The sequence below is a fragment of the Microbacterium sp. NPDC097977 genome (assembly GCF_040302605.1).
In the GTDB taxonomy this organism is placed as follows: Bacteria; Actinomycetota; Actinomycetes; order Actinomycetales; family Microbacteriaceae; genus Microbacterium.
Genome location: NZ_JBEOUR010000063.1, coordinates 1 through 19,882, shown reverse-complemented (window position 1 = coordinate 19,882; position 19,882 = coordinate 1). Strand labels below are relative to the sequence as shown.

Annotated in this window: 21 protein-coding genes and 2 pseudogenes; 9 read left to right on the top strand and 14 right to left on the bottom strand. The window is 69.2% G+C overall.

Going from position 1 to position 19,882, the window contains the following annotated elements:
- Window positions 1–74: 74 nt before the first annotated feature.
- From rpmF to ABTZ43_RS13465, 4 genes are all read right to left on the bottom strand, one after another.
- Complete coding sequence (rpmF, locus tag ABTZ43_RS13480; protein WP_017830754.1) at window positions 75–284, bottom strand: 50S ribosomal protein L32; 210 nt, start codon at window positions 282–284, stop codon at window positions 75–77.
- 2 nt (window positions 285–286) lie between these two features.
- A complete protein-coding gene (locus tag ABTZ43_RS13475) occupies window positions 287–835 on the bottom strand; it encodes a YceD family protein (protein ID WP_056417088.1) in 549 nt (182 codons plus the stop codon).
- Window positions 836–918: 83 nt separating this feature from the next.
- Window positions 919–1,416, bottom strand: coding sequence for a pantetheine-phosphate adenylyltransferase (gene coaD / locus ABTZ43_RS13470; RefSeq protein WP_045255248.1), 498 nt, complete (start codon window positions 1,414–1,416; stop codon window positions 919–921).
- Between the two features lie 29 nt (window positions 1,417–1,445).
- Window positions 1,446–3,620, bottom strand: coding sequence for an ATP-dependent DNA helicase RecG (locus ABTZ43_RS13465; protein ID WP_350539193.1), 2,175 nt, complete (start codon window positions 3,618–3,620; stop codon window positions 1,446–1,448).
- A 61-nt stretch (window positions 3,621–3,681) separates the two neighbouring features.
- Here ABTZ43_RS13465 and rsmD point away from each other — a divergent pair, with 61 nt between their 5' ends.
- Window positions 3,682–4,284 (top strand): 16S rRNA (guanine(966)-N(2))-methyltransferase RsmD, encoded by a 603-nt coding sequence (gene rsmD / locus ABTZ43_RS13460; RefSeq protein ID WP_350539192.1) that lies wholly within the window; start codon window positions 3,682–3,684, stop codon window positions 4,282–4,284.
- On the opposite strand, the gene thiL is transcribed toward rsmD, so the two are convergent.
- Window positions 4,254–5,255, bottom strand: coding sequence for a thiamine-phosphate kinase (gene thiL, locus ABTZ43_RS13455; protein WP_350539191.1), 1,002 nt, complete (start codon window positions 5,253–5,255; stop codon window positions 4,254–4,256). The two genes, rsmD and thiL, sit on opposite strands and share 31 nt — an antisense overlap.
- Window positions 5,256–5,278: 23 nt before the next feature.
- On the opposite strand from thiL, the gene ABTZ43_RS13450 reads away from it, so the two are divergent.
- Window positions 5,279–5,782, top strand: a complete 504-nt coding sequence (locus tag ABTZ43_RS13450) for a DUF3515 family protein (protein ID WP_253385995.1) — start codon at window positions 5,279–5,281, stop codon at window positions 5,780–5,782.
- Window positions 5,783–5,792: 10 nt separating this feature from the next.
- On the opposite strand, the gene ABTZ43_RS13445 is transcribed toward ABTZ43_RS13450, so the two are convergent.
- The 6 genes from ABTZ43_RS13445 to leuC form a co-directional block, all read right to left on the bottom strand.
- A complete protein-coding gene (locus tag ABTZ43_RS13445; RefSeq protein ID WP_350539190.1) occupies window positions 5,793–6,875 on the bottom strand; it encodes a D-alanine--D-alanine ligase family protein in 1,083 nt (360 codons plus the stop codon).
- The gene (locus ABTZ43_RS13440) at window positions 6,781–7,914 is read right to left on the bottom strand and encodes an NAD(P)H-dependent glycerol-3-phosphate dehydrogenase (RefSeq protein WP_056417070.1); all 1,134 of its coding nucleotides are present in this window, start codon (window positions 7,912–7,914) and stop codon (window positions 6,781–6,783) included. Before ABTZ43_RS13440 ends, ABTZ43_RS13445 begins: the two co-directional genes overlap by 95 nt.
- Window positions 7,904–8,659: a lysophospholipid acyltransferase family protein gene (locus ABTZ43_RS13435; RefSeq protein ID WP_056419465.1), complete on the bottom strand. Its 756-nt coding sequence runs from the start codon at window positions 8,657–8,659 to the stop codon at window positions 7,904–7,906. Before ABTZ43_RS13435 ends, ABTZ43_RS13440 begins: the two co-directional genes overlap by 11 nt.
- A gap of 5 nt (window positions 8,660–8,664) precedes the next feature.
- Window positions 8,665–10,032: a UDP-N-acetylglucosamine 1-carboxyvinyltransferase gene (gene murA / locus ABTZ43_RS13430; protein WP_045255255.1), complete on the bottom strand. Its 1,368-nt coding sequence runs from the start codon at window positions 10,030–10,032 to the stop codon at window positions 8,665–8,667.
- A gap of 65 nt (window positions 10,033–10,097) precedes the next feature.
- Entirely contained in the window at window positions 10,098–10,694 is a 597-nt protein-coding gene (gene leuD, locus ABTZ43_RS13425; protein ID WP_350539189.1) for a 3-isopropylmalate dehydratase small subunit, read from the bottom strand.
- A 2-nt stretch (window positions 10,695–10,696) separates the two neighbouring features.
- Window positions 10,697–12,148, bottom strand: a complete 1,452-nt coding sequence (leuC, locus tag ABTZ43_RS13420; RefSeq protein ID WP_056417064.1) for a 3-isopropylmalate dehydratase large subunit — start codon at window positions 12,146–12,148, stop codon at window positions 10,697–10,699.
- A 185-nt stretch (window positions 12,149–12,333) separates the two neighbouring features.
- On the opposite strand from leuC, the gene ABTZ43_RS13415 reads away from it, so the two are divergent.
- On the top strand, window positions 12,334–13,629 hold the full coding sequence (locus ABTZ43_RS13415) for an O-acetylhomoserine aminocarboxypropyltransferase/cysteine synthase family protein (protein ID WP_350539188.1): 1,296 nt from the start codon (window positions 12,334–12,336) through the stop codon (window positions 13,627–13,629).
- Window positions 13,626–14,939, top strand: coding sequence for an LLM class flavin-dependent oxidoreductase (locus ABTZ43_RS13410; protein ID WP_350539186.1), 1,314 nt, complete (start codon window positions 13,626–13,628; stop codon window positions 14,937–14,939). Before ABTZ43_RS13415 ends, ABTZ43_RS13410 begins: the two co-directional genes overlap by 4 nt.
- Window positions 14,940–14,959: 20 nt before the next feature.
- Here ABTZ43_RS13410 and ABTZ43_RS13405 read toward each other — a convergent pair whose 3' ends face one another.
- Window positions 14,960–15,457, bottom strand: coding sequence for a DUF427 domain-containing protein (locus ABTZ43_RS13405; protein ID WP_350539185.1), 498 nt, complete (start codon window positions 15,455–15,457; stop codon window positions 14,960–14,962).
- 36 nt (window positions 15,458–15,493) lie between these two features.
- On the opposite strand from ABTZ43_RS13405, the gene ABTZ43_RS13400 reads away from it, so the two are divergent.
- The gene (locus tag ABTZ43_RS13400; protein ID WP_350539184.1) at window positions 15,494–16,087 is read left to right on the top strand and encodes an LON peptidase substrate-binding domain-containing protein; all 594 of its coding nucleotides are present in this window, start codon (window positions 15,494–15,496) and stop codon (window positions 16,085–16,087) included.
- Here the strand turns inward: ABTZ43_RS13400 and ABTZ43_RS13395 are convergent.
- Together ABTZ43_RS13395 and ABTZ43_RS13390 are read right to left on the bottom strand one after the other, a co-directional pair.
- Entirely contained in the window at window positions 16,050–16,400 is a 351-nt protein-coding gene (locus ABTZ43_RS13395; protein WP_350539182.1) for a DUF2834 domain-containing protein, read from the bottom strand. The two genes, ABTZ43_RS13400 and ABTZ43_RS13395, sit on opposite strands and share 38 nt — an antisense overlap.
- A gap of 7 nt (window positions 16,401–16,407) precedes the next feature.
- Window positions 16,408–17,415 (bottom strand): TerC/Alx family metal homeostasis membrane protein, encoded by a 1,008-nt coding sequence (locus ABTZ43_RS13390; protein ID WP_350539180.1) that lies wholly within the window; start codon window positions 17,413–17,415, stop codon window positions 16,408–16,410.
- A 287-nt stretch (window positions 17,416–17,702) separates the two neighbouring features.
- Between ABTZ43_RS13390 and ABTZ43_RS13385 the strand changes: the two genes are divergently transcribed.
- From ABTZ43_RS13385 to ABTZ43_RS13370, 4 genes and pseudogenes are all read left to right on the top strand, one after another.
- Window positions 17,703–18,260, top strand: coding sequence for an RNA polymerase sigma factor (locus tag ABTZ43_RS13385; RefSeq protein ID WP_149423151.1), 558 nt, complete (start codon window positions 17,703–17,705; stop codon window positions 18,258–18,260).
- A complete protein-coding gene (locus ABTZ43_RS13380) occupies window positions 18,257–19,351 on the top strand; it encodes a DUF4349 domain-containing protein (RefSeq protein ID WP_350539177.1) in 1,095 nt (364 codons plus the stop codon). The genes ABTZ43_RS13385 and ABTZ43_RS13380 overlap by 4 nt, the downstream gene beginning before the upstream one ends.
- A 42-nt stretch (window positions 19,352–19,393) precedes the next feature.
- Window positions 19,394–19,675: pseudogene (locus ABTZ43_RS13375) on the top strand (acyltransferase family protein); the annotation flags it as partial.
- A 25-nt stretch (window positions 19,676–19,700) separates the two neighbouring features.
- A pseudogene (locus ABTZ43_RS13370) lies at window positions 19,701–19,882 on the top strand (acyltransferase family protein); the annotation flags it as partial.

Genomic DNA, 19,882 nt, shown 5'->3' with positions numbered 1-19,882 from the left:
GATATCGACGCGGAGCTTCTCTGGGAGAGGTCTCGTCCCCTCAGGGACCTTCGTCACAGTAGTGAAGTCGCGACTCAGACGTCGGCGACCTTGCGACCCTTGTACTCGAGGAACAGCTCGGTGCCCTGCGAGTCGGTGACGACCTTCGCCTGGTGCGGGCGGCTGTAGACGACCTGGCCGTTCTCGATGGTCTTGACGAGCGCGACGGGCGCCGCCTTCCACTGCGCGCGGCGCGAGCGGGTGTTCGAACGGGATACCTTGCGCTTCGGGGGGTTACCAGCCATGACTAGCTCTCTTCTTTCTCGGCGGCACGAGATTCATCCGTGCCGTCTTGGTCTGTGATGTTCTGGAGCGCACTCCATCGAGGATCGATGGGAGCGGCCTGCTCCGTTCCGGTGCTCTCGGTCAGCCTCTCGCCCGTTTCCGGGTCGAGACCCGGGCAATCCGGCTGACACACCGGCTGAAAAGGAAGTGCCAGTACGGCAGCATCCCTGACCAGAGTTTCAAGATCCACGTGGTCGTCTTGAACCTCGAAGTCAGTTTCTTCCTCACCAGGATACGCGAAAAGCTCCTGGAACTCGACTTCGACGGGCCGGGTGATGTCGATGAGGCAGCGACCGCACACACCGGAGTACTCCGCATCGGCGGTTCCGGACACCAGGATGCCCTCGTGGACGGACTCCAGACGGACGTCGAGGTCGAGGTCGGACCCGGCCTCGAAGGCCACGATCCCCTCTCCCCAGCCGTCCTTCAGGGTCACCGAGAACTCGTGCTCGCGCATCTCGCCCGGTCTACGGACGATGTCGCGGACGGGCAGGACGAAAGGACCATTCATTCGGGAACGCACCCCGCAATGGTACCGGCTCTCGGGCGGCCGAGGCTGGTTCCGTGCTGAGCGCGACAGCGCCCGGCGATGTCTTAGATGCCGCGGGAGCCGGTATCGAGGAACGCGGCGACGGCCGGCGGTACGAACGGCGACACGTCGCCGCCGAGACCGGCGACCTGTCTCACCAGCGAGCTCGACACGAGCGCGTGCGCGGGGTCGGGCAGCAGAAAGACCGTCTCGATGTCGGCGAGGTGACGGTTCACGATCGCCATGGGCGATTCGTAGGCGACGTCGATCTGCGAGCGGATGCCCTTGACCAGCACCCCTGCGCCCACGTCACGCGCGTAGTCGACCAGCAGGCCCATGCTCCACGAGCCCACCACGACGTTGTCACCGATGCCCTCGTCGGCGATGGACTGCTCGATCAGCGACATGCGCTGGGCGATCGGGAGCATCGCCTCTTTGCCGGGGTTGTGCACGACGAGCACGTGGAGTTCGTCATACAGCTTCGCCGCGCGACGGATCACATCGAGATGACCCAGGGTCGGCGGATCGAAGGAACCCGGGACGACAGCGATCCGACTGCTCATTCCCCCAGCCTAAAGCACGCGGCGCGGGGTCAGTTCTTGGCGAGTGCCGCGCGGTCATCGTCGGTCACACGCCGCTCGATCGCCGATCGCAGACCCGAGTTGGCCACGAGATCGGGATCGGCGGCGAGGATGCTCTCGGCGAGCTCCCGCGCCCTGACGATGAGTCCGGAGTCCTTGACGACGCGCAGCAGCTTCAGCGACGAGCGCACACCCGCCTGCGCGGCACCGAGCACGTCGCCCTCCCCGCGGAGCTCGAGATCCACCTCGGCGAGGGCGAAGCCGTCGAGGGTGGCGGCCACCGCATCGACCCGTTCGCGGGCGACCGAGCCGGATTCCGCCTCAGTCACGAGCAGGCAGAGACCGGGAACTCCGCCTCGACCCACGCGGCCACGCAGCTGATGCAGCTGCGACACGCCGAACCGGTCGGCGTCGAGGACGATCATCGTCGACGCGTTCGGCACATCGACGCCGACCTCGATCACGGTGGTCGCCACCAGCAGATCGATCTCTCCGCGGGCGAAGGCCTGCATCACCGCGTCCTTCTCGTCCGAGGGCATGCGTCCGTGCAGCACGGCGCGCCGCACGCTTCCGAGCCGCGGGTGCGTCGCGAGCGCCTCGTCGAGCTGCACCACGCCCCACCGGGGACCTGTGGCCCCCTCCGGTTGCGCGAGCGGCTGCTCGCCGGACTCCGCCGTCTTCTTCGCGGTGTCGATCGCGGCGCAGACCGCGAACACCTGCCGCCCCTGCGCGATCTCCTCGGCAGCCCGGTCCCAGACCCTGTTGAACCACCCCGGGTGCTCCGCGAGCGGTGCGACGAACGTCTCGATCCCCGCTCTGCCCTTCGGCATCGTGCGGATCACCGAGGTGTCGAGGTCGCCGAACACCGTCATCGCGACGGTGCGAGGGATGGGCGTTGCCGTGAGCACGAGCGCGTGCGGACTCGATCCCTTCGCGCGGAGCGCCTCGCGCTGCTCCACGCCGAAACGGTGCTGCTCGTCGACGACGACCAGACCGAGATCCGCGAAGGTCGTCTTCTCACCGAGCAGGGCGTGCGTGCCGACCACGATCAGCGCCTGACCCGACGCCACCCGCAGTGCCGCCTTGCGGCGCTCAGCCGCCGGCATCTGCCCGGTCAGCAGCGTCGGCATGACCGACGGCGCGAGCTGGGGTCCGAGCATCTTGGCGATCGAGCGCAGGTGCTGCCCGGCGAGCACCTCGGTCGGTGCGATGAGCGCCGCCTGACCACCGGACTCGGCGACCTGGAGCATCGCGCGCAGCGCCACCAGCGTCTTTCCCGAGCCCACCTCGCCCTGAACCAGCCGGTTCATCGGCCAGGAGCCGACGAGGTCGTCGGCGACCTGCGCTCCCACCGTCTGCTGATCGGGGGTGAGGTCGTAGGGCAGGGATGCGTCGAATCGCTCGAGCAGCCCTCCGGGCCTGGCAGGTCGGGCCGTCGCCGAGAGCGACCGCACCGCATCGCGCTGCTGCAGCAGCGCGGTCTGCAGCGTCAGCGCCTCGTGCATGCGCAGGGTGCGCACCGCGGGGTCGATGTCGTTGCGCGTCTTGGGGCGGTGGATCAGTTCGAGCGCCTCGCGAGCCGTCAGCAGCTCCTCCCGCGCCCGCACGTCGTCGGCGAGCGGTTCGGGGACGTCATCGACCGCATCGAGGACACGAGCCACGAACTTCGCGATCTGCCAGGTCTGCAGGGTCGAGGTCGCCGGATAGATCGGGATGAGCACCGCTGCTCTGGCATCGGCGCGGCGCCGCGCGGCGTCTTCGTCGTCGAAGAGCTCGTATTCCGGATGCGCGAACTGCGTCATGCCGTTGAACTCGCCCACCTTGCCGGAGAACACGCCACGGCGCCCGACCGCGAGGTCGTCGGAGCGCCATTTCGCCGCCGCCAGGTTCTTCGCGAAGAAGGTCAGCGACATCTTGCCGATGCCGTCGCCGATGACCACGTCGACCATCGCTCCCCGACGGTTGCGCATGGCCCGTGCACTCGAGGACAGCACCTCGGCGACGATCGTCACGGTCTCACCGATCGGGAGTTCCCGGATCGGCGTGAGCTCGCCGGGGTCGGCATACCGTCGCGGATAGTGCGAGAGCAGGTCGCCGACCGTCTTCATGCCGAATGCACGACCGAGGGTCTTCGCCGGTGTCGCGCCGAGCGCGTCCTCCAGCGACGAATCGAGCGTGAGCGACATGCTCCGAGTCTAGGAGGCGGCGCCGACACGACGCGCACCGCGGCTGTCGTATCGTGATCAGGTGACGAGGATCATCGCGGGCAGGGCGGGAGGCGCGCGACTCGACGTGCCCTCGTCGGGAACACGACCGACCAGCGACCGCGTGCGGGAGTCGCTCTTCGGCGGTCTCGACTCGGCCGACGTCATCATCGGCGCACGCGTGCTCGATCTCTACGCCGGCTCCGGGGCGCTGGGACTGGAGACCCTCAGCCGTGGAGCCGCGAGCGCCGACCTCGTCGAGCAGGGCCGGACGGCGGCGGGGCTCATCCGACGGAACGCCGCGACGGTCGCCAAGGCGGGACTCCCCTCGGGCCGCGTGCACCAGAGCAGCGTCCGCGCCTTCCTGCAGCGCGCGACGGGACCTTACGATCTCGTCTTCTCCGACCCTCCCTACGACCTCGACGACGCGGCGATGACCGCCGACCTCGTGGGTCTGGCGCCGTTGCTCGCACCCGACGCCCTGGTGATCGTCGAACGGGCCCGCCGTTCCACGCCGCCGGACCTCGACGCTGCCGGGCTCGAGCTCATCCGCGAGAAGTCGTACGGCGACACCACCCTGTGGTGGGCGCAGCCGGCGGCCCGCGCAGACTCCGCTCAGCCCGACGCCGAGTCCCAGTCGCGGTAGGGATCCCAGCCCGAGACGTCGACAGGGGCGTCGTCGACCAGCAGGTCGTGATCGCCACGCGCACGCACCTCGCCGATGATGCGGAATCCCGCGGGCAGCGCCCCCGGTGGGAACGCGGCCAGCAGGGCATGATCCTCCCCGCCCGCGAGCGCACGCAGAGGATCGTCGCCGAGCATCGCCGCGTCGAGGGCGATCGTCACCTCGGATGCCGCCGCCATCCGTCGCGCGTCGAGGGCGAGGCCGTCCGAGACGTCCATCATCGCGGTGGCGCCGGCGGTCGCCGCGAACGGACCGAGCCCGATCGGCGGGGTCGGCCGGAGCTGCGCCTGCAGCGCCGCTCTCTCTCCGGAGCGGAGGACCGACACGTCGACGGGCACCGGCAACCCCGTGCCCGCCTCGCGGAACCTGCCGAACAGGACCGACAGTCCGCGTGCGGCGTGGCCGAGCTCCCCCGCGATCGCGACGATGTCCCCGATCCGCGCGCCCGCTCTCGTCACCGGCGCACGTCCCTCGAGGTCGCCGAGCGCGGTCACCGCGACCGTGAGCACGTCGGAGACGGTCAGGTCTCCCCCGACCACGGCGCACCCCGGGGCGAGCGCTGCGCAGGCCTCCCGGAAGCCGTCGGCCAGACGCTCCACGAACGACAGCCGCAGGTCGCGTGGGATCGCCAGCGCGACGAGCAGCGCGGTGGGACGGGCTCCCATCGCCGCGACATCGGCGAGGTTGACCGCTGCCGCCTTCCAGCCGAGGTCGTACCCCGACGACCACGCGAGACGGAAGTCCGGGCCGTGCACGAGAGTGTCGGTGGTGGCGACCACAGATCCCGACGGGGCGGCGATGACCGCCGCATCGTCGCCGGGGCCGAGCAGCGTGTGGCTGCCGCGTGCGGTCCGCGACAGGATCGCCCGCAGGATCTCCCCCTCGGAGAGGTCACCCAGCAGAGGATCGGCGTCGCGAGGTCGGGAGGGCATGGAGTCAAAGGTAGCCTGGACACATGCCCCGATCTCGTCGTCTCGCCGTCGTCGCGGCTTCTGCGGCCCTCGTCGCGGTGCTCTCCGGATGCTCGACCACCGTTCATCTCGAGCCGGCCGACGACGCCGACAACCCCGCCTGCGCAGAGGTGTCGGTGCTCCTTCCCGACGCCGTAGGCGATCTCGACCGCGTGTGGACCGACGCGCAGGCGACCGGCGCCTGGGGTGACCCGACCGTCGTGCTGCGCTGCGGGGTCGAGCCTCCCGCTCCCTCCGCCGAGGTGTGCACCACCATCGGCAACGTCGACTGGCTCGTCCTCGACCAGGAGGAGGAGCGTCAGCGGCTCGTGACCTACGGCCGCGATCCGGCGATAGAGGTCATCATCCGCCGTGGCGAGGAGATCGATTTCCGTACCGTGGTGGAGCGGCTGTCGACCAGCATCCGCGCGGGTCTCGCACCCGCCACGGCACGGTGCACCGACCGCATCCCCACCGACGAACAGAGCGAGCCCGCCCCCGAGGGGTGAGCTCCGACGCTCAGCGGCGCAGGCCCGCCTCGATGAGCTCGGTGATCAGGTCGCCGTAGCTCAGGCCCGAGGCCACCCAGCACTTGGGGAACATCGAGATCGGAGTGAATCCCGGCATGGTGTTCAGCTCGTTGACGATGAGCTCCCCCGATGCGGTGAGGAACATGTCCACCCGCGCGAGCCCACGCCCGTCGACCGCTTCGAAGGCACGGATCGCGGTCTCCTGGATCGACGCGATCTCGGACTGCTCGAGCTCGGCGGGGCAGACCACGTCGACGCCGTCGCCACCAAGGTACTTGCCCTCGAAGTCGTAGAACCCTCGGGAGGTCAGCACGATCTCGCCGGGCAGTGACGCGCGCACGCCCTCGGCCCCTTCGAGCACGGCGACCTCGATCTCGCGACCCACCACGCCCGACTCGATGAGCACCTTGTCGTCTTCGGCGAACGCGATCGCGAGTGCCGCGTCCAGCTCCTCGGCCTGCGTCACCTTCGAGACGCCCACGCTGGAACCGGCCCGTGCCGGCTTGACGAACACGGGAAGGCCCAGCTCGACCGCCTGCGAGCGGATGCTCTCCGCATCCTGCTGCCACTGACGGGCGCGCACGGTCACCCCCGGGGCCACCGCGATGCCGGCCGCGCCCAGCGCGATCTTCATGAAGTGCTTGTCCATGCACAACGCGGAATCCAGAACGCCGCCGCCCGCGTAGGGCACCTCGAGGGTGTCGAAGTACCCCTGGATGGTCCCGTCCTCGCCGTGCGTGCCGTGCAGGATCGGCAGCACGATGTCGATCTCGCCCAGGTCGTCGGTGGTGCCGTCGGCGCGCACGACGCGCAGAGTGCGGTCTCCGCCCGGCTCCGGCCAGCGCACCCGCGTGCCGTTGTCGGCCACCTCGGGAAGATGTGCCGCATCGAGCGGGAACTTCGCCGGATCGTCGTCCTCCAGCACGAAGGCGCCCTCGCGGGTGATCCCCACCGGGATCACGGCGTACCGGTCGCGATCAATCGCGCCCAGCACCCCTCCCGCCGTTGCGGAACTGATCGAATGCTCGCTGGAGCGCCCTCCGAAGAGCACCACCACCGTCTGCTTGTCCATGGTTGGTCCTCTCACCCTGCGGGGTGTCGTCGTCCGTCGTCAGGTGGGGTGCGATGTCGCGCGGGTTCATCTTGCCGTCGAGCACCATCTTCACCTGCTCGACGATGGGCATGTCCACTTCGGACTCACGAGCCAGCTGCAGCACGGGCGCGACGGACGCGAGTCCCTCGGCCGTCTGCTGCATCTGCTTGACGACGTCCTGGAAGCTGTATCCCTGGCCGAGCAGGCGCCCGGCCGTGTTGTTGCGGCTCAGCGGCGACTGGCAGGTGGCGATCAGATCGCCGAGCCCCGCCAGGCCCTGAAGCGTCTCGGGGTGGGCGCCGTTCGCCACCGCGAAGTCCGTCATCTCGACGAGGCCTCGCGTGATGATCGATGCCTTCGTGTTCTCGCCGTATCCGACGCCGTCGACGATGCCGATGGCCACGGCGATGAGGTTCTTCAGCACACCGCCGAACTCGGTGCCGATGACGTCGGTGTTCACGAACGTCCGGAAGTAGCTGTTGCGGGCAGCCCGCGCGACCTCCTCGGCCGTCTCCCGGCTGCGCGAGGAGATGACGGCGGCGGTGGGCTGCTCCCGTGCGATCTCCAGCGCCAGGTTGGGCCCCGAGGCCACGGCGATGCGGTCGGGGTCGCAGCGCAGCTCCTGCTCGATGACCTGGCTCATCCGCAGTCCGGTCGTGCGCTCGACGCCCTTCATCAGGCTGACGATCTTCGCGTCGTTGTCGGCCAGCAGCGGGCGCAGAGCCTTGAGGTTCTCGCGCAGCGACTGGCTCGGCACCGACAGGTACACCTGATCGACGTCCCGCAGCGCGATCGCCAGCTCGTGCGTGGCCGCCATGGTGCGGGGCAGGTTGATGCCCGGCAGGTAGCGCGAGTTGCGCTTGGCCTCGTCGATCTCGTGCGCGAGCTCGGCGCGCCGGGCCCACATCGTGACCTGGGCACCACCGTCGGCGAGGATCTTGCCGAACGTGGTGCCCCAGCTCCCGGCACCGATGACGGCGACCCTCGGTCCCGTCGGCACACCGCGTTTAGGAGTCAAGGCGACCCGTCTCCTTCTGTCCGTGCGTCGAGGGGTTCCATCGCTCCGCCGGCGCCTTCTCGTCTCGCAGCTCCTCGAGGAGCACGGTGATCGCGTTCATCAGGCGGGTGGTCGCCTCGTTCAGCGCCGAGGCCTCGCCCGCACGCCCCTGCAGATCCGACACGTCGACCGGATCGCCGATGACCACCTCGACCCGCTTGCGCAGCGGCCACAGGCTCAGGCCCTTCTGGTAGCGGCCCATGATCTCCTGAGCGCCCCAGTGCGCCATCGGGATCAGCGGGATGCCGTCCGTCAGCGCCAGCCGCACCGCACCGGACTTGCCGCGCATCGGCCACAGGTCGGGGTCGCGCGTCAGCGTCCCCTCCGGGTAGACGATCACGCCGCGTCTGTGCTCCACGAGCTCCGCCGACTGCTTGAGCGTCTGCTTCGCCGCCGACGCGGACGACGACCTCGCCACCGGGATCATGCCGGTGGCCCGCAGTGCCGCACCCAGCACCGGGACGCGGAACAGGCTCTCCTTCGCCATGAAGCGCGGAGCGCGGCCGATCCGCCACACCGCCACGGCGACGATGAGCGGATCGAACTCCGAGTAGTGATTGGGGGCGAGCACGTACGCGCCGTCCTGCGGAAGCTTCTCACCGCCCCTGATGCGGATCTTCGCGATCAGAGACACGATCGGCACGATGATCGCCGCCAGCGGCCAGAACACGCTGGGCCGCGTGGACTCCGGCGAGCGGGAACCCATCGCGGTCACCGGATGACGTCGAAGTCGGCACCCACGGCGTCGAGCTTGGTGAGGAACTTCTCGTAGCCGCGGCTGAGGATGTCGACGCCGGAGACCCTCGACTCGCCTTCGGCGGTGAGCGCGGCGATCACGTGGCTGTATCCGCCACGGAGATCGGGGACGACGATGTCTGCGGCGTGCAGCGGCGTCGGTCCGGTGATCACGGCGGCCTGCTCCAGATCACGGCGGGGCACACGACGAGGGCCGTCCTGCAGGCCGCGCGGGTGCACGACGATGTCGGCCCCCATCTTGACCAGCGCGTCGGTGAAGCCGAGTCGGTTCTCGTAGACGGTCTCGTGGACCACCGAGCGGCCGTTCGCCTGAGTGAGCGCCACAACGAGAGGCTGCTGCCAGTCGGTCATGAAGCCGGGGTGCACGTCGGTCTCGACGACGACGGGCTTGAGCTCGCCGTCACGACGGAAGAGGATGCCGTCCTCCTGGATGTCGAACCATCCCCCCGCCTTGCGGAACACGTTGAGGAAGGTGAGCATCTCCTGCTGCTTGGCGCCGCCGACGAAGATCTCGCCGTCGGTCGCCAGCGCGGCGGAGGCCCAGGATGCGGCCTCGTTGCGGTCGAAGATCGAGCGGTGGTCGTATCCACGGAGCTTCTCGACGCCCTCGATGACGATGACGCGGTTGGGCTCGTAGGAGATGATCGCGCCCATCTTCTGCAGCACGGCGATCAGGTCCATGATCTCGGGCTCGATGGCCGCGTTGCGCAGCTCGGTGGTGCCCTCGGCGCGGACGGCCGTCAGCAGGACCTGCTCGGTCGCTCCGACGCTGGGGTACGGCAGGTGGATGTTCGCGCCGTGCAGGCGCGCGCCACCGGTCGACAGGCGGATGCCGCTCGGCAGCTTCTCGACGATCGCACCGAACTTGCGCAGTGCGTCGAGGTGGAAGTCGATGGGGCGGTCGCCGATGCGGCAGCCGCCGAGGTCGGGGATGAACGCCTGTCCGAGACGGTGCAGCAGAGGACCGCAGAAGAGGATCGGGATCCGCGACGCACCCGCGTGCGCGTCGATCTCCTCGAAGTGCGCGGACTCGACGTCGCTCGGGTCGAACACCAGCGCGCCGGGCTCATCGCCGTCGGACACCCGCACACCGTGCACCTCGAGCAGCGAACGCACCACGGCGACATCGCTGATCGCGGGAACATCCCGAAGGGTGCTCACCGTCTCGCCGAGCAGCGAGGCCACCATCGCCTTGGTCGCGAGGTTCTTCGCGCCCTTGACATCGACACGGCCGCGCAGCGGTCGTCCGCCGCGGATCGCGAGGACGTCTCCGGTCAGTGGGGGGACTCCGTCCGCAAGAGCGTCGCGCACAGGTGTGGTCATTCGGAGCCTCACTTCATTCAGGGAATTCGGGGCGGGGTCGCCCTCGGCTCCCCCTGCCCCGCCGTTCACTGAACGGGGAGGGTCCGGGGCCGCCACGACTCGCGACGGGCCTCGAACTGCGCGATCTTGTCTTCGTTGCGCAGCGTGAGCCCGATGTCATCGAGCCCTTCGAGGAGCCGCCATCTAGTGTAATCGTCGATGCCGATCTCAGCCTGGACGTCGCCGATCGACGCGGTGCGCGCCTCGAGGTCCACGGTGATGGATGCCCCGGGATCGCGGTCGATCTCGGCCCACATGCGCTCGAGATCCTCTTCCGAGATCGTCGCCGCGAGAAGGCCCTGCTTGCCGGAGTTGCCACGGAAGATGTCGGCGAAACGGGGGCTGAGCACGACGGCGAATCCGAAGTCGCGCAGCGCCCACACCGCGTGCTCCCGGCTCGACCCGGTACCGAAGTCCGGACCGGCGACGAGCACGGACGCCCCCTGGAACTGCGGCTGGTTCAGGACGAAGTCGGGATCCTGACGCCATCCGTGGAAGAGAGCGTCCTCGAAGCCGGTCTTGGTGACCCGCTTGAGGAAGACGGCGGGGATGATCTGGTCGGTGTCGACGTTCGAGCGCTTGAGAGGAGCGGCGACGCCGGTGTGCGTGGTGAACTTCTCCATGGTCAGACCTCCGCCATCTCGTGCAGATCGCTGGGACTCGACAGTGTGCCGCGGATCGCCGTCGCCGCGGCGACCAGAGGCGAGACCAGGTGCGTGCGACCGCCCTTGCCCTGCCTGCCCTCGAAGTTGCGGTTCGAGGTCGACGCGCAGCGCTCCCCCGGCGCGAGCTGATCCGGGTTCATCCCGAGGCACATCGAGCAGCCGGCGAACCGCCACTCGGCGCCGAAGTCCGTGATCACCTTGTCCAGGCCCTCGGCTTCCGCCTCGAGACGAACGCGCGCCGAGCCGGGGACGACCATGACGCGCACGCCGTCGGCCTTCTTCCTGCCCTCGACGATGGAGGCGAAGGCGCGCAGGTCCTCGATGCGACTGTTGGTGCAGGAGCCCATGAACACGGCGTCGACGGGAACCTCCTTCAACGGGGTGCCCGGTGCCAGGTCCATGTACTCCAGCGCGCGCTGGGCCGCGGCGCGCTCGTTCGGGTCCGCGATGTCGGCGGGATCGGGCACGGATGCCGACAGCGAGCTGCCCTGACCGGGGTTGGTGCCCCAGGTCACGAAGGGCTCCAGCTCGTCGGCGTCGATGAAGACCTCCGCGTCGAAGGTCGCGCCCTCGTCCGTGGGCAGCGTGCGCCAGTAGGCGACGGCGTCGTCCCAGTCCTGCCCCTTCGGGGCGTGCGGGCGACCCTTGAGGTACTCGAAGGTCGTCTCGTCGGGCGCCACCATGCCGGCGCGGGCACCCGCCTCGATCGACATGTTGCAGATCGTCATGCGACCTTCCATCGACAGCGCACGGATCGCGCTGCCGCGGAACTCCAGCACGTATCCCTGGCCACCGCCGGTGGTGATCTTCGCGATGACGGCGAGGATGATGTCCTTCGCGGTGACACCGGGGCGCAGCGTGCCGTCGACGGTGATCGCCATCGTCTTGAACGGCTTCAGGGGGAGCGTCTGCGTCGCCATGACGTGCTCCACCTCGCTGGTGCCGATCCCGAAGGCCATCGCCCCGAAAGCTCCGTGGGTGGAGGTGTGCGAGTCTCCGCAGACGACGGTGATGCCCGGCATGGTGAGCCCGAGCTGCGGCCCGACGACGTGGACGATTCCCTGCTCGGCGTCGCCGAGCGAATGCAGGCGCACGCCGAACTCGGACGCGTTGCGACGGAGGGTCTCGATCTGCGTCCGGCTGGTGAGGTCCGCGATGGGCTTGTCGATGTCCCAGGTCGGGGTGTTGTGATCCTCCGTGGCGATCGTCAGATCGAGCCGCCGGAGGGGACGGCCCTCGGCACGCAGGCCGTCGAAGGCCTGCGGGCTCGTCACCTCGTGCACGAGGTGCAGATCGATGTAGATGAGGTCCGGCTCGCCGTCCTCGCCCTTCACGACGAGGTGGTCGTCCCAGACCTTCTCGGCGAGGGTTCTCGGGCGGACAGAGGCGGAGTCTGCTGCGGGGCTGTTCATTGCGTTTCTCCTGAAGCTGGCGGTTCGGCCCACGATGGACTCCGCGACGAGGAGGGGCTCAGAACGAGTTCTCGTCGCGGCAGCTAAGAAGGAGCACGATCCGCATGACGTCAGATTACCACCGCTTCCGCACCCCGCGTCGCCGCGTGACACCCTACTGACACGAACCTTCGAGAGGCACCAGCATGACCGACGAGTCCACCGGCTTCGCCACCAGAGCCCTCCACTCGGCCAGGAATCAGACGGCCGCGACATCTCGGGCGACCCCGATCTATCTGACCGCGGGTTTCGAGTTCGAGGACTTCGACCACGCGGCCGACCACTTCGGCACCGGCAACGGATTCGGATACACCCGTACGGGGAATCCCACCATCCGTGCGGTCGAACGTCAGCTCGCGGCCCTCGAGTCCGGCGTCGACGCGGTCCTCGTCGCGAGCGGTCAGGCCGCCGTCGTCACGGCCCTGCTGACGGTCGCCGGGGCGGGCGATCACATCATCTCGTCGACGCACATCTACGAGGGCAGCAGAGGTCTCTTCCTCGACAATCTCGCGCGACTGGGCATCGAGACGACCTTCGTCGACGACATCGGCGACCCGGACGCCTGGCGCGCAGAGATCCGCCCGAACACCCGCGCGCTCTTCGCGGAGTCGATCGCAAACGCCCGCAACGACCTTCTCGACATCGCCGCGATCAGCGCCGTCGCCGACGAGGCGGCGATCCCCCTGATCGTCGACAACACGCTGGCCACCCCGTTCCTCGTGCGTCCGCTGGAGCACGGGGCCTCGATCGTCGTGCACTCGGCGTCGAAGTTCCTCGCCGGGCACGGATCGGTGCTCGGCGGCGTCATCGTCGACGACGGACGCTTCGACGCCGCCGCAGCCGGGCACAACGCCCCGCACCTCGTGCTCCCCGGTCGCGGCGGATTCCCCAGCGTCGCCAGCCGGCACGGCGGCGCGGCGCGCATCGCCTACGCGAGAGAGTCCGTCGCCCCGCGCTTCGGCGCCTCACCGTCTCCGCTCAACGCCTTCCTGATCGGCCAGGGCGCCGAGACGCTCGGACTCCGGGTCGAGCGTCAGTCGCGGAACGCGCTCGACGTGGCGCGATGGCTCGCCGCCCATGACGAGGTCGAGAGCGTCGACTATCTCGGGCTGGAGGGGCACCCCGATCACGCCCTCGCGGAGAAGTACCTCGACGGCGGTCACGGCTCGGTGTTCACCTTCACCCTGCGAGGCGGGATCGACGCGGCGCGCTCGTTCGTCGACGGCGTCGGGGTGTTCACCCACATGACCCACATCGGCGATGTCCGATCGCTGGTGCTGCACCCCGAGACGACCAGTCATTCGCACCGCAGCCGGCAGGAGCGCGATCTGCTGGGCGTGCGACCGGGAACGCTGCGGCTGTCGATCGGCATCGAGGACGTCGCCGACCTGATCGCCGACCTCGATCGCGTGCTCCAGCCGGCGCGGGAGGTCGCGGCATGAGCCGACTGCAGCACTTCGGCTGGTTCCTCGCCCGCGGCTTCGGCCCGCAGGGCTGGGGCCTGCCGTCCCTGGACTGGGACTACGACTGGACGAGACCCGACATCTACCAGGAGGCGGCCCGCACCCTGGAGCAGGCGGGATTCGATCTGGTCATCATCGAGGACGCCCCCTCGCTCGGATCCCCCTCGACCATCGACCTGCGGGTACGGCACGCGTTCGGCGGGCCCAAGCACGACCCGCTGCTGCTCGCTCCGTACCTGTTCCAGGCCACGCGCCACCTCGGCGTGGTCCCCACCGTGAACCCGGCGGCCTACCTGCCGTACACGGCGGCCAGGCAGTTCGCGACGCTGCAACACCTCAGCGGCCATCGCCTGGGACTCAACGTCGTCACCGACACCGGCAGCGCGCGTCACTTCTCCGCCGCCGCGCAGCTGGGGCACGATGCGGCCTACGACCGTGCCGAGGAGTGGCTGGACGGCATCCGCGCGCTGTGGGGAAGCTGGCAGGAGGGCGCCATCGTCGAGGACCGCGCCACGGAGGTGTTCGCGGACGGATCGAAGCTGCACGCCGTCCGCCACCGCGGCGAGCATTTCGCCTTCGACGGACCGCTGAACGCCGTCCCCTTCACCGACGGCGCGCCGGCGATCGTCTCGCCCGGAGGATCGGGGCGGGGACTCGGCTTCGCCGGCGCCCACTCCGATGTGCAACTCGCGCTGGCTCCTCTGCACGAGGCCTCGGTCCGCGCCTACCGGGCCAAGATCCACGACGCGGCGATCGCGGCGGGTCGCAGACCCGACGACATCAAGATCCTGTTCGCGATCCAGCCCGTCATCACGGCCTCGCCCGACGAGGCGGACCGGATCGTCGCGGCCTCCGCGCACCCGGACGACGAGGCGCTGCGGCAGATCGCCCGCAAGCAGTCGAGCGATCTCGAGACCGACCTCACCGCCCTGGATCTCGACCGGCCCCTCGACCCCTCGTTCTTCGGCGAGCACGTCTCACGGGGCAGCATCCAGCGCCTGCTCGGCGACCGCGGCGAGGACGCGCCGCTGCGCGCTCACCTCACGGCTCTCGCCCGCACAGGGCGTCTCTCCGACCGCTCCGGTTTCGTCGGAACCGCCGAGGAGTTCGCCGACCTGGTCGAGGAGCTCGGCGAGTGGGGCAACGACGGCGTTCTGCTGTGGGGCGACTTCCACCCCGTCACCCTGCACCGCACCCTGGACGAGCTGGTGCCGGTGCTGCGTCGACGGGGCCTGCTCCGTCGCGACCACGTCGACGGCGGACTGCAGGCGAACCTGCAGGCCTTCTGAGACGGGGTCGAGTCCGGGGGCTACCAGCCCATCGAACCGGGGACACCCTTGAACGGGCCGACCACGGAGGAGGTCACCCACCCGCCGTAGAAGCCTCCCGGCTGCGCCACCACGATCTCACCGTCGACCGTGCATTCGTCCATGGGCCCTGCGTACACCGCGACCATGTCGGTCAGCATCTCGTATCCGGGCGAGGGATGCGGATAGTTCCACCCTGCGCCGGGCGCCACTCGGTCACCGCCGTGCACGTCGAGATAGCGCGCCGCTCCCTTGAACTCGCAGAAGGAGGACCCGGGCGCATCCACCAGGGCACCGTCGACGAAGTCGCCGAGTGGGAGGTAGTACACCGGAGGGTGGCTCGTCTCGAGCACGCGGACGGCATCGCGCGTGTCGGCGACGAGCTCACCGCCGAGGCGGATGGTGACCCGCGCGTGCACCGTCTCGACGCGGGGCGGCCGGGGATAGTCCCAGACCGACTCCTGACCGGCGGCGGGCGTGACGGGGCGCGGTCTCTGCATCTGTTCACTGTACGACGGTCGGTGTTGACTGGGGCCATGACCGCGATACCGATGTTCCCGCTCGGCTCCGTGCTGTTCCCGTACACCCCGCTTCCGCTCCGCGTGTTCGAGCCGCGCTATCTCACGATGATCGGGCACCTTCTCGACGAGGAGGATCCTCAGTTCGGTGTCGTGCTCATCGAGCGGGGCCAGGAGGTCGGCGGCGGCGACCTGCGCAGCGGCATCGGCACGATGGCGAGGCTCACGAGCGTCTCGGCCGATGCGGACGTGCTGCATATCGTCGCTGTCGGCACCACGCGCTTCTCGATCGACGAGTGGGTCGATGACGCGCCCCATCCCCGCGCGGCCGTGACGCCGCTGCCCGAGCTGACCTGGGACGACGCCCTCACTCCCCTGCGCACCCTGGCCGAGTCGACCGTGCGGCGGGTGCTCGCACGCGCCGACTCGCCCTGGAGTGCCGACACCGACCTCGCCGACGACCCTCTCGCCTCGTCATGGCAGCTCGCCGAGATCGCCCCGCTGGGCGCCTACGACCGTTACACCCTGTTGCGATCTACCTCGCTCGGCGCACTGCTGCGCCAGGTCATCGACCTCACGCTCGAGGCTGAGTCTCTGTGGACAACCGGGTGAGGTGCCGCTGACGCATGGCGAGGAACAGCGGGAACATGAAGGCGAATGCCGTCACCCCTGACGCGACCACGTACAGCCAGCCGTGTCGCATGCCGATCCGTCGTGCCTCGACGATGATGAAGATGCTTCCGGCGATCGCCGCGACCAGGAGGTCGATGGTGATCGACGACACGGCAGGGCCGCTGCCGACGAGGTCACCGATGAAGTCCACCATCTGCGTGATGGCCAGGACGTTGAACGCCCAGGTGCCGACGAGTCCCGCCACCGCCAGGACGAGGTAGATGACGGCCATCGGTGTCCAGTGACGCATCACGATGCCCTCACTCCACCGGCTGGTCGAGCCGCTTCGCCGCCCGCTTGTCACGCGAGGACGCGATCAGGCTCGCGACCGTCGCGACGGTCATCGCCACGACGATGACCCCGAGCGAGACCATGTTGTCGATGTCGGGCACCCACTCCACATGCTGGCCGCCGTTGATGAAGGGCAGCTCGTTCTCGTGCAGGGCGTGCAGGATCAGCTTGATGCCGATGAATCCGAGGATCACGGCGATGCCGTAGTGCAGGTAGCGAAGGCGGTCGAGCAGATCGCCGAGCAGGAAGTAGAGCTGGCGCAGCCCCATGAGGGCGAAGATGTTGGCTGCGAAGACGAGGAAGCCGTTCGTGGTGATCTCGAAGATCGCCGGGATCGAGTCGATCGCGAAGATGAGGTCGGTCACGCCGATCGTGATGAAGACGATCACCATCGGGGTCCACATGCGCGTGCCGTCGACCGTGGTGCGCAGCTTCGATCCGTCGTACGTCTCGCTGATGTCGATGCGGCGGCGCAGCAGGCGGACGATGAAGTTCTCCCGCTGCACCTCGCCGTCGTGGTCGCCCTCCGGCATGGCCTGCTTGATCGCGGTGTAGATGAGGAACGCACCGAAGATGTAGAAGATCGGCGAGAAGTGCTCGACGATCGTCACGCCGACGAGGATGAACGCGCCGCGGAGGACCAGCGCGATGATGATGCCGACCATCAGCACCTGCTGCTGCAGGCGCCGCGGCACGGCGAACTGCGCCATGATCAGCACGAACACGAAGAGATTGTCGATCGAGAGGCTGTATTCCAGCGCCCAGCCGGTGATGAAGTCGCCCGCATTGCGCCAGCCGCCGACGTTCCCCAGAAGCACCGCGAAGAGCAGCGCGAGTCCGACGTAGAACACCACCCACAGGGTCGACTCCTTCGTCGAGGGGATGTGCGGGCGGAGGCGGATCAGGAGCAGGTCGCCGAGCAGGATGATCGACAGGACGATCATCGAGGTGATCTCGAACCAGAGAGGGATTTCCACGGGCGTGCTTGACCTTTCGGAGGGTCGGGAGTTGATCGAAAGTCTCTCCCACGCACGAAGTGCGTCGCATTACCGGAGCAGCGATGTCGATGCTCGTGATGACGGCGGATGCGCTGACGGGATACTCCCTCTCGCGTCGCCAATGCTAGCCGAGCGCGGAGCGTTCGGTCGCACGCTCTCACAAGATGACGCACCACCGGCCGCCGCGAGGAACATCTCGTCGACCATCTGAGACGATGAGGCATCCGCCGACACTTCCCCGGTGAGAGACACCGAACGGAAACAGGATGCCCGTGCAGACGAGTGATCAGAGATGGGCGGCTCAGGCCGCGGCCGGCGACGAGAGCGCCTTCCGCGAGCTGTACCGCCTGCACGTACGCCCGGTCTACTGGATCGCCCACGGCATCCTCGGCTCCCCCGCCGACGCCGAGGACGTCACCCAGGAGACCTTCGTGACCGCCTGGCGCAAGTTGCCGGACCTCGAGCTGCGGGGAGAGTCGATCCTCCCGTGGCTGGCCACGATCTGCCGGTTCCAGGCCGCGAACCGTCTGCGCCAGCGACTGCGGGATCGGGCGCACACGACAGAGGCCGTCGATGACACCCTCCCCTCCACGATCAGCGTCGAGGAGCAGGTGATCACCGCGGCGATGGCGGCGAGGATCGCGGCCGAGGTCGGAACGATGAGCGACCTCGACCGCGAGATCTTCCGGCTCTGCGCAGCGGAGGGCTACGCGTACCAGGCTGCCGCGGAAGAGCTGGGCGTGAGTCACGCGATCGTCCGGAACCGTCTCTCCCGAGTCCGCACCCGACTGCGCGGTGCCGTGAAGGAAGCGAGCGACGCATGAACGACCACACACCCCACGACGACCTTCCCGAGCTGTCGGATGCCGCGGCTTCGCGCATCGAGGCCGCCGTGTTCGACGAGATCGCCGCCCGGCGTCCTCGGCCGACCCCGGCCGCGGCCCGAGCGCGGGCCCGCCGACGCGGATGGCTGACGGGCACCGGGGTGGCTGCCGCCTTCGTGGTGGGCATCCTCGTCACCCCGCCGATCCTCGGCATCGTCGGCGGCACGGCGTCCAGCACCGCCGACGGGGGCGGGATGCCCCCCGGCGTCGCCGTCGACACCTCCCGCTCCGGCAGCGTCGACCAGAGCGCCTCCGATGCGGCCCCGGAGTCGACAGGGGTGGCGCCCGCTGCCGACGATGCGGTGGACCGCGAGATCATCGCGACGGCCAGCGCCACCCTCGAGGTGAAGGACATCGCGGATGCCGGGGCGGCGATCGCCGCCCTCGCGGAGAAGCACGGCGGCTACGTCGAGAGCACCGAGATCGGCAAGAGCGAGGCGACCGACGATACCTCCGCGCCCGCCCCCGTGGATCCGGGCTACGGGTGGGTCAGCATCAGGGTGCCCTCCGCAGACCTCACCACCGTGGTCGACGAGCTCGCGGAGACCGGCGACGTGCTCACGTCGTCGATCTCGAAGCAGGACGTCACCTCCGAGGCGATCGACCTCCGCGCGCGGGTCGACGCGACGTCCGCGTCGGTGCAGCGGCTGACCGAGCTCATGGCGCAGACCGGGACGGTCGCGGAGCTCATCGAGGCCGAGGTCGCGCTCACGGACCGACAGGCGCAGCTCGAGTCCTACCAGCAGCAGCTCACCGCCCTCGAAGATCAGGTCTCGATGTCGACTCTGCAGGTGCAGCTCACCCGCACGGCTCCCGCCACGACCGCCGATCCCGCCGGGTTCGCCGACGGCCTGTTCGCCGGCTGGAACGGCCTCGTGGTGTCGCTGAACGCCCTGGTCATCGCACTCGGCTTCGTCCTCCCCTGGCTCGCACTGGGTGCCGTCGTCCTCCTCGCGATCTGGTTGATCCGACGAGCACGTCGCGCACGCCGCACGGTCGGGGTGCCTGCCGCCGAGGAGTTCTCGGAGTGAGGCTCCCCGGGCCGGGAGCCGTGCACCGCTAGAGTCGTCGGCATGAGCAGCGCCGCCGCAGTCTCGACGCCTCGCACGGCCCCGCAGGGCCGCGACCTCACGCTCGATCTGGCGCGGGTCACGTGCGTGCTGCTGGTCGTGTTCGTGCACATCCTCTTCACCGGGGTCGGGCGCGCGCCCGACGGATCGCTGCTCATCGAGCGGACGGTCGAGGCGCAGCCGTGGTTCACGGCCGCCTCATGGATAGCGAACATCATGCCGCTGTTCTTCGTCGTCGGCGGGTACGCGGCACGCGCCGGCTGGCGGTCGGCGGTCGGCGGTCGCCCGCGGCGAGTCCGCAGACGTGTTCGTGCGCGTGCGCCTGCTGCGGCTCGCACGCCCCGCGCTCGCACTCTTCGTCTTCCTCACCGCAGCGCTCGGCGCCGCCCGACTGATCGGGCTCGACCCCGCCCTCGTCGACGTGGTCGCCATCGGCATCGGATCGCCGCTCTGGTTCCTCGCGGCGTACATGATCGTCCAGGCCCTGGCCCC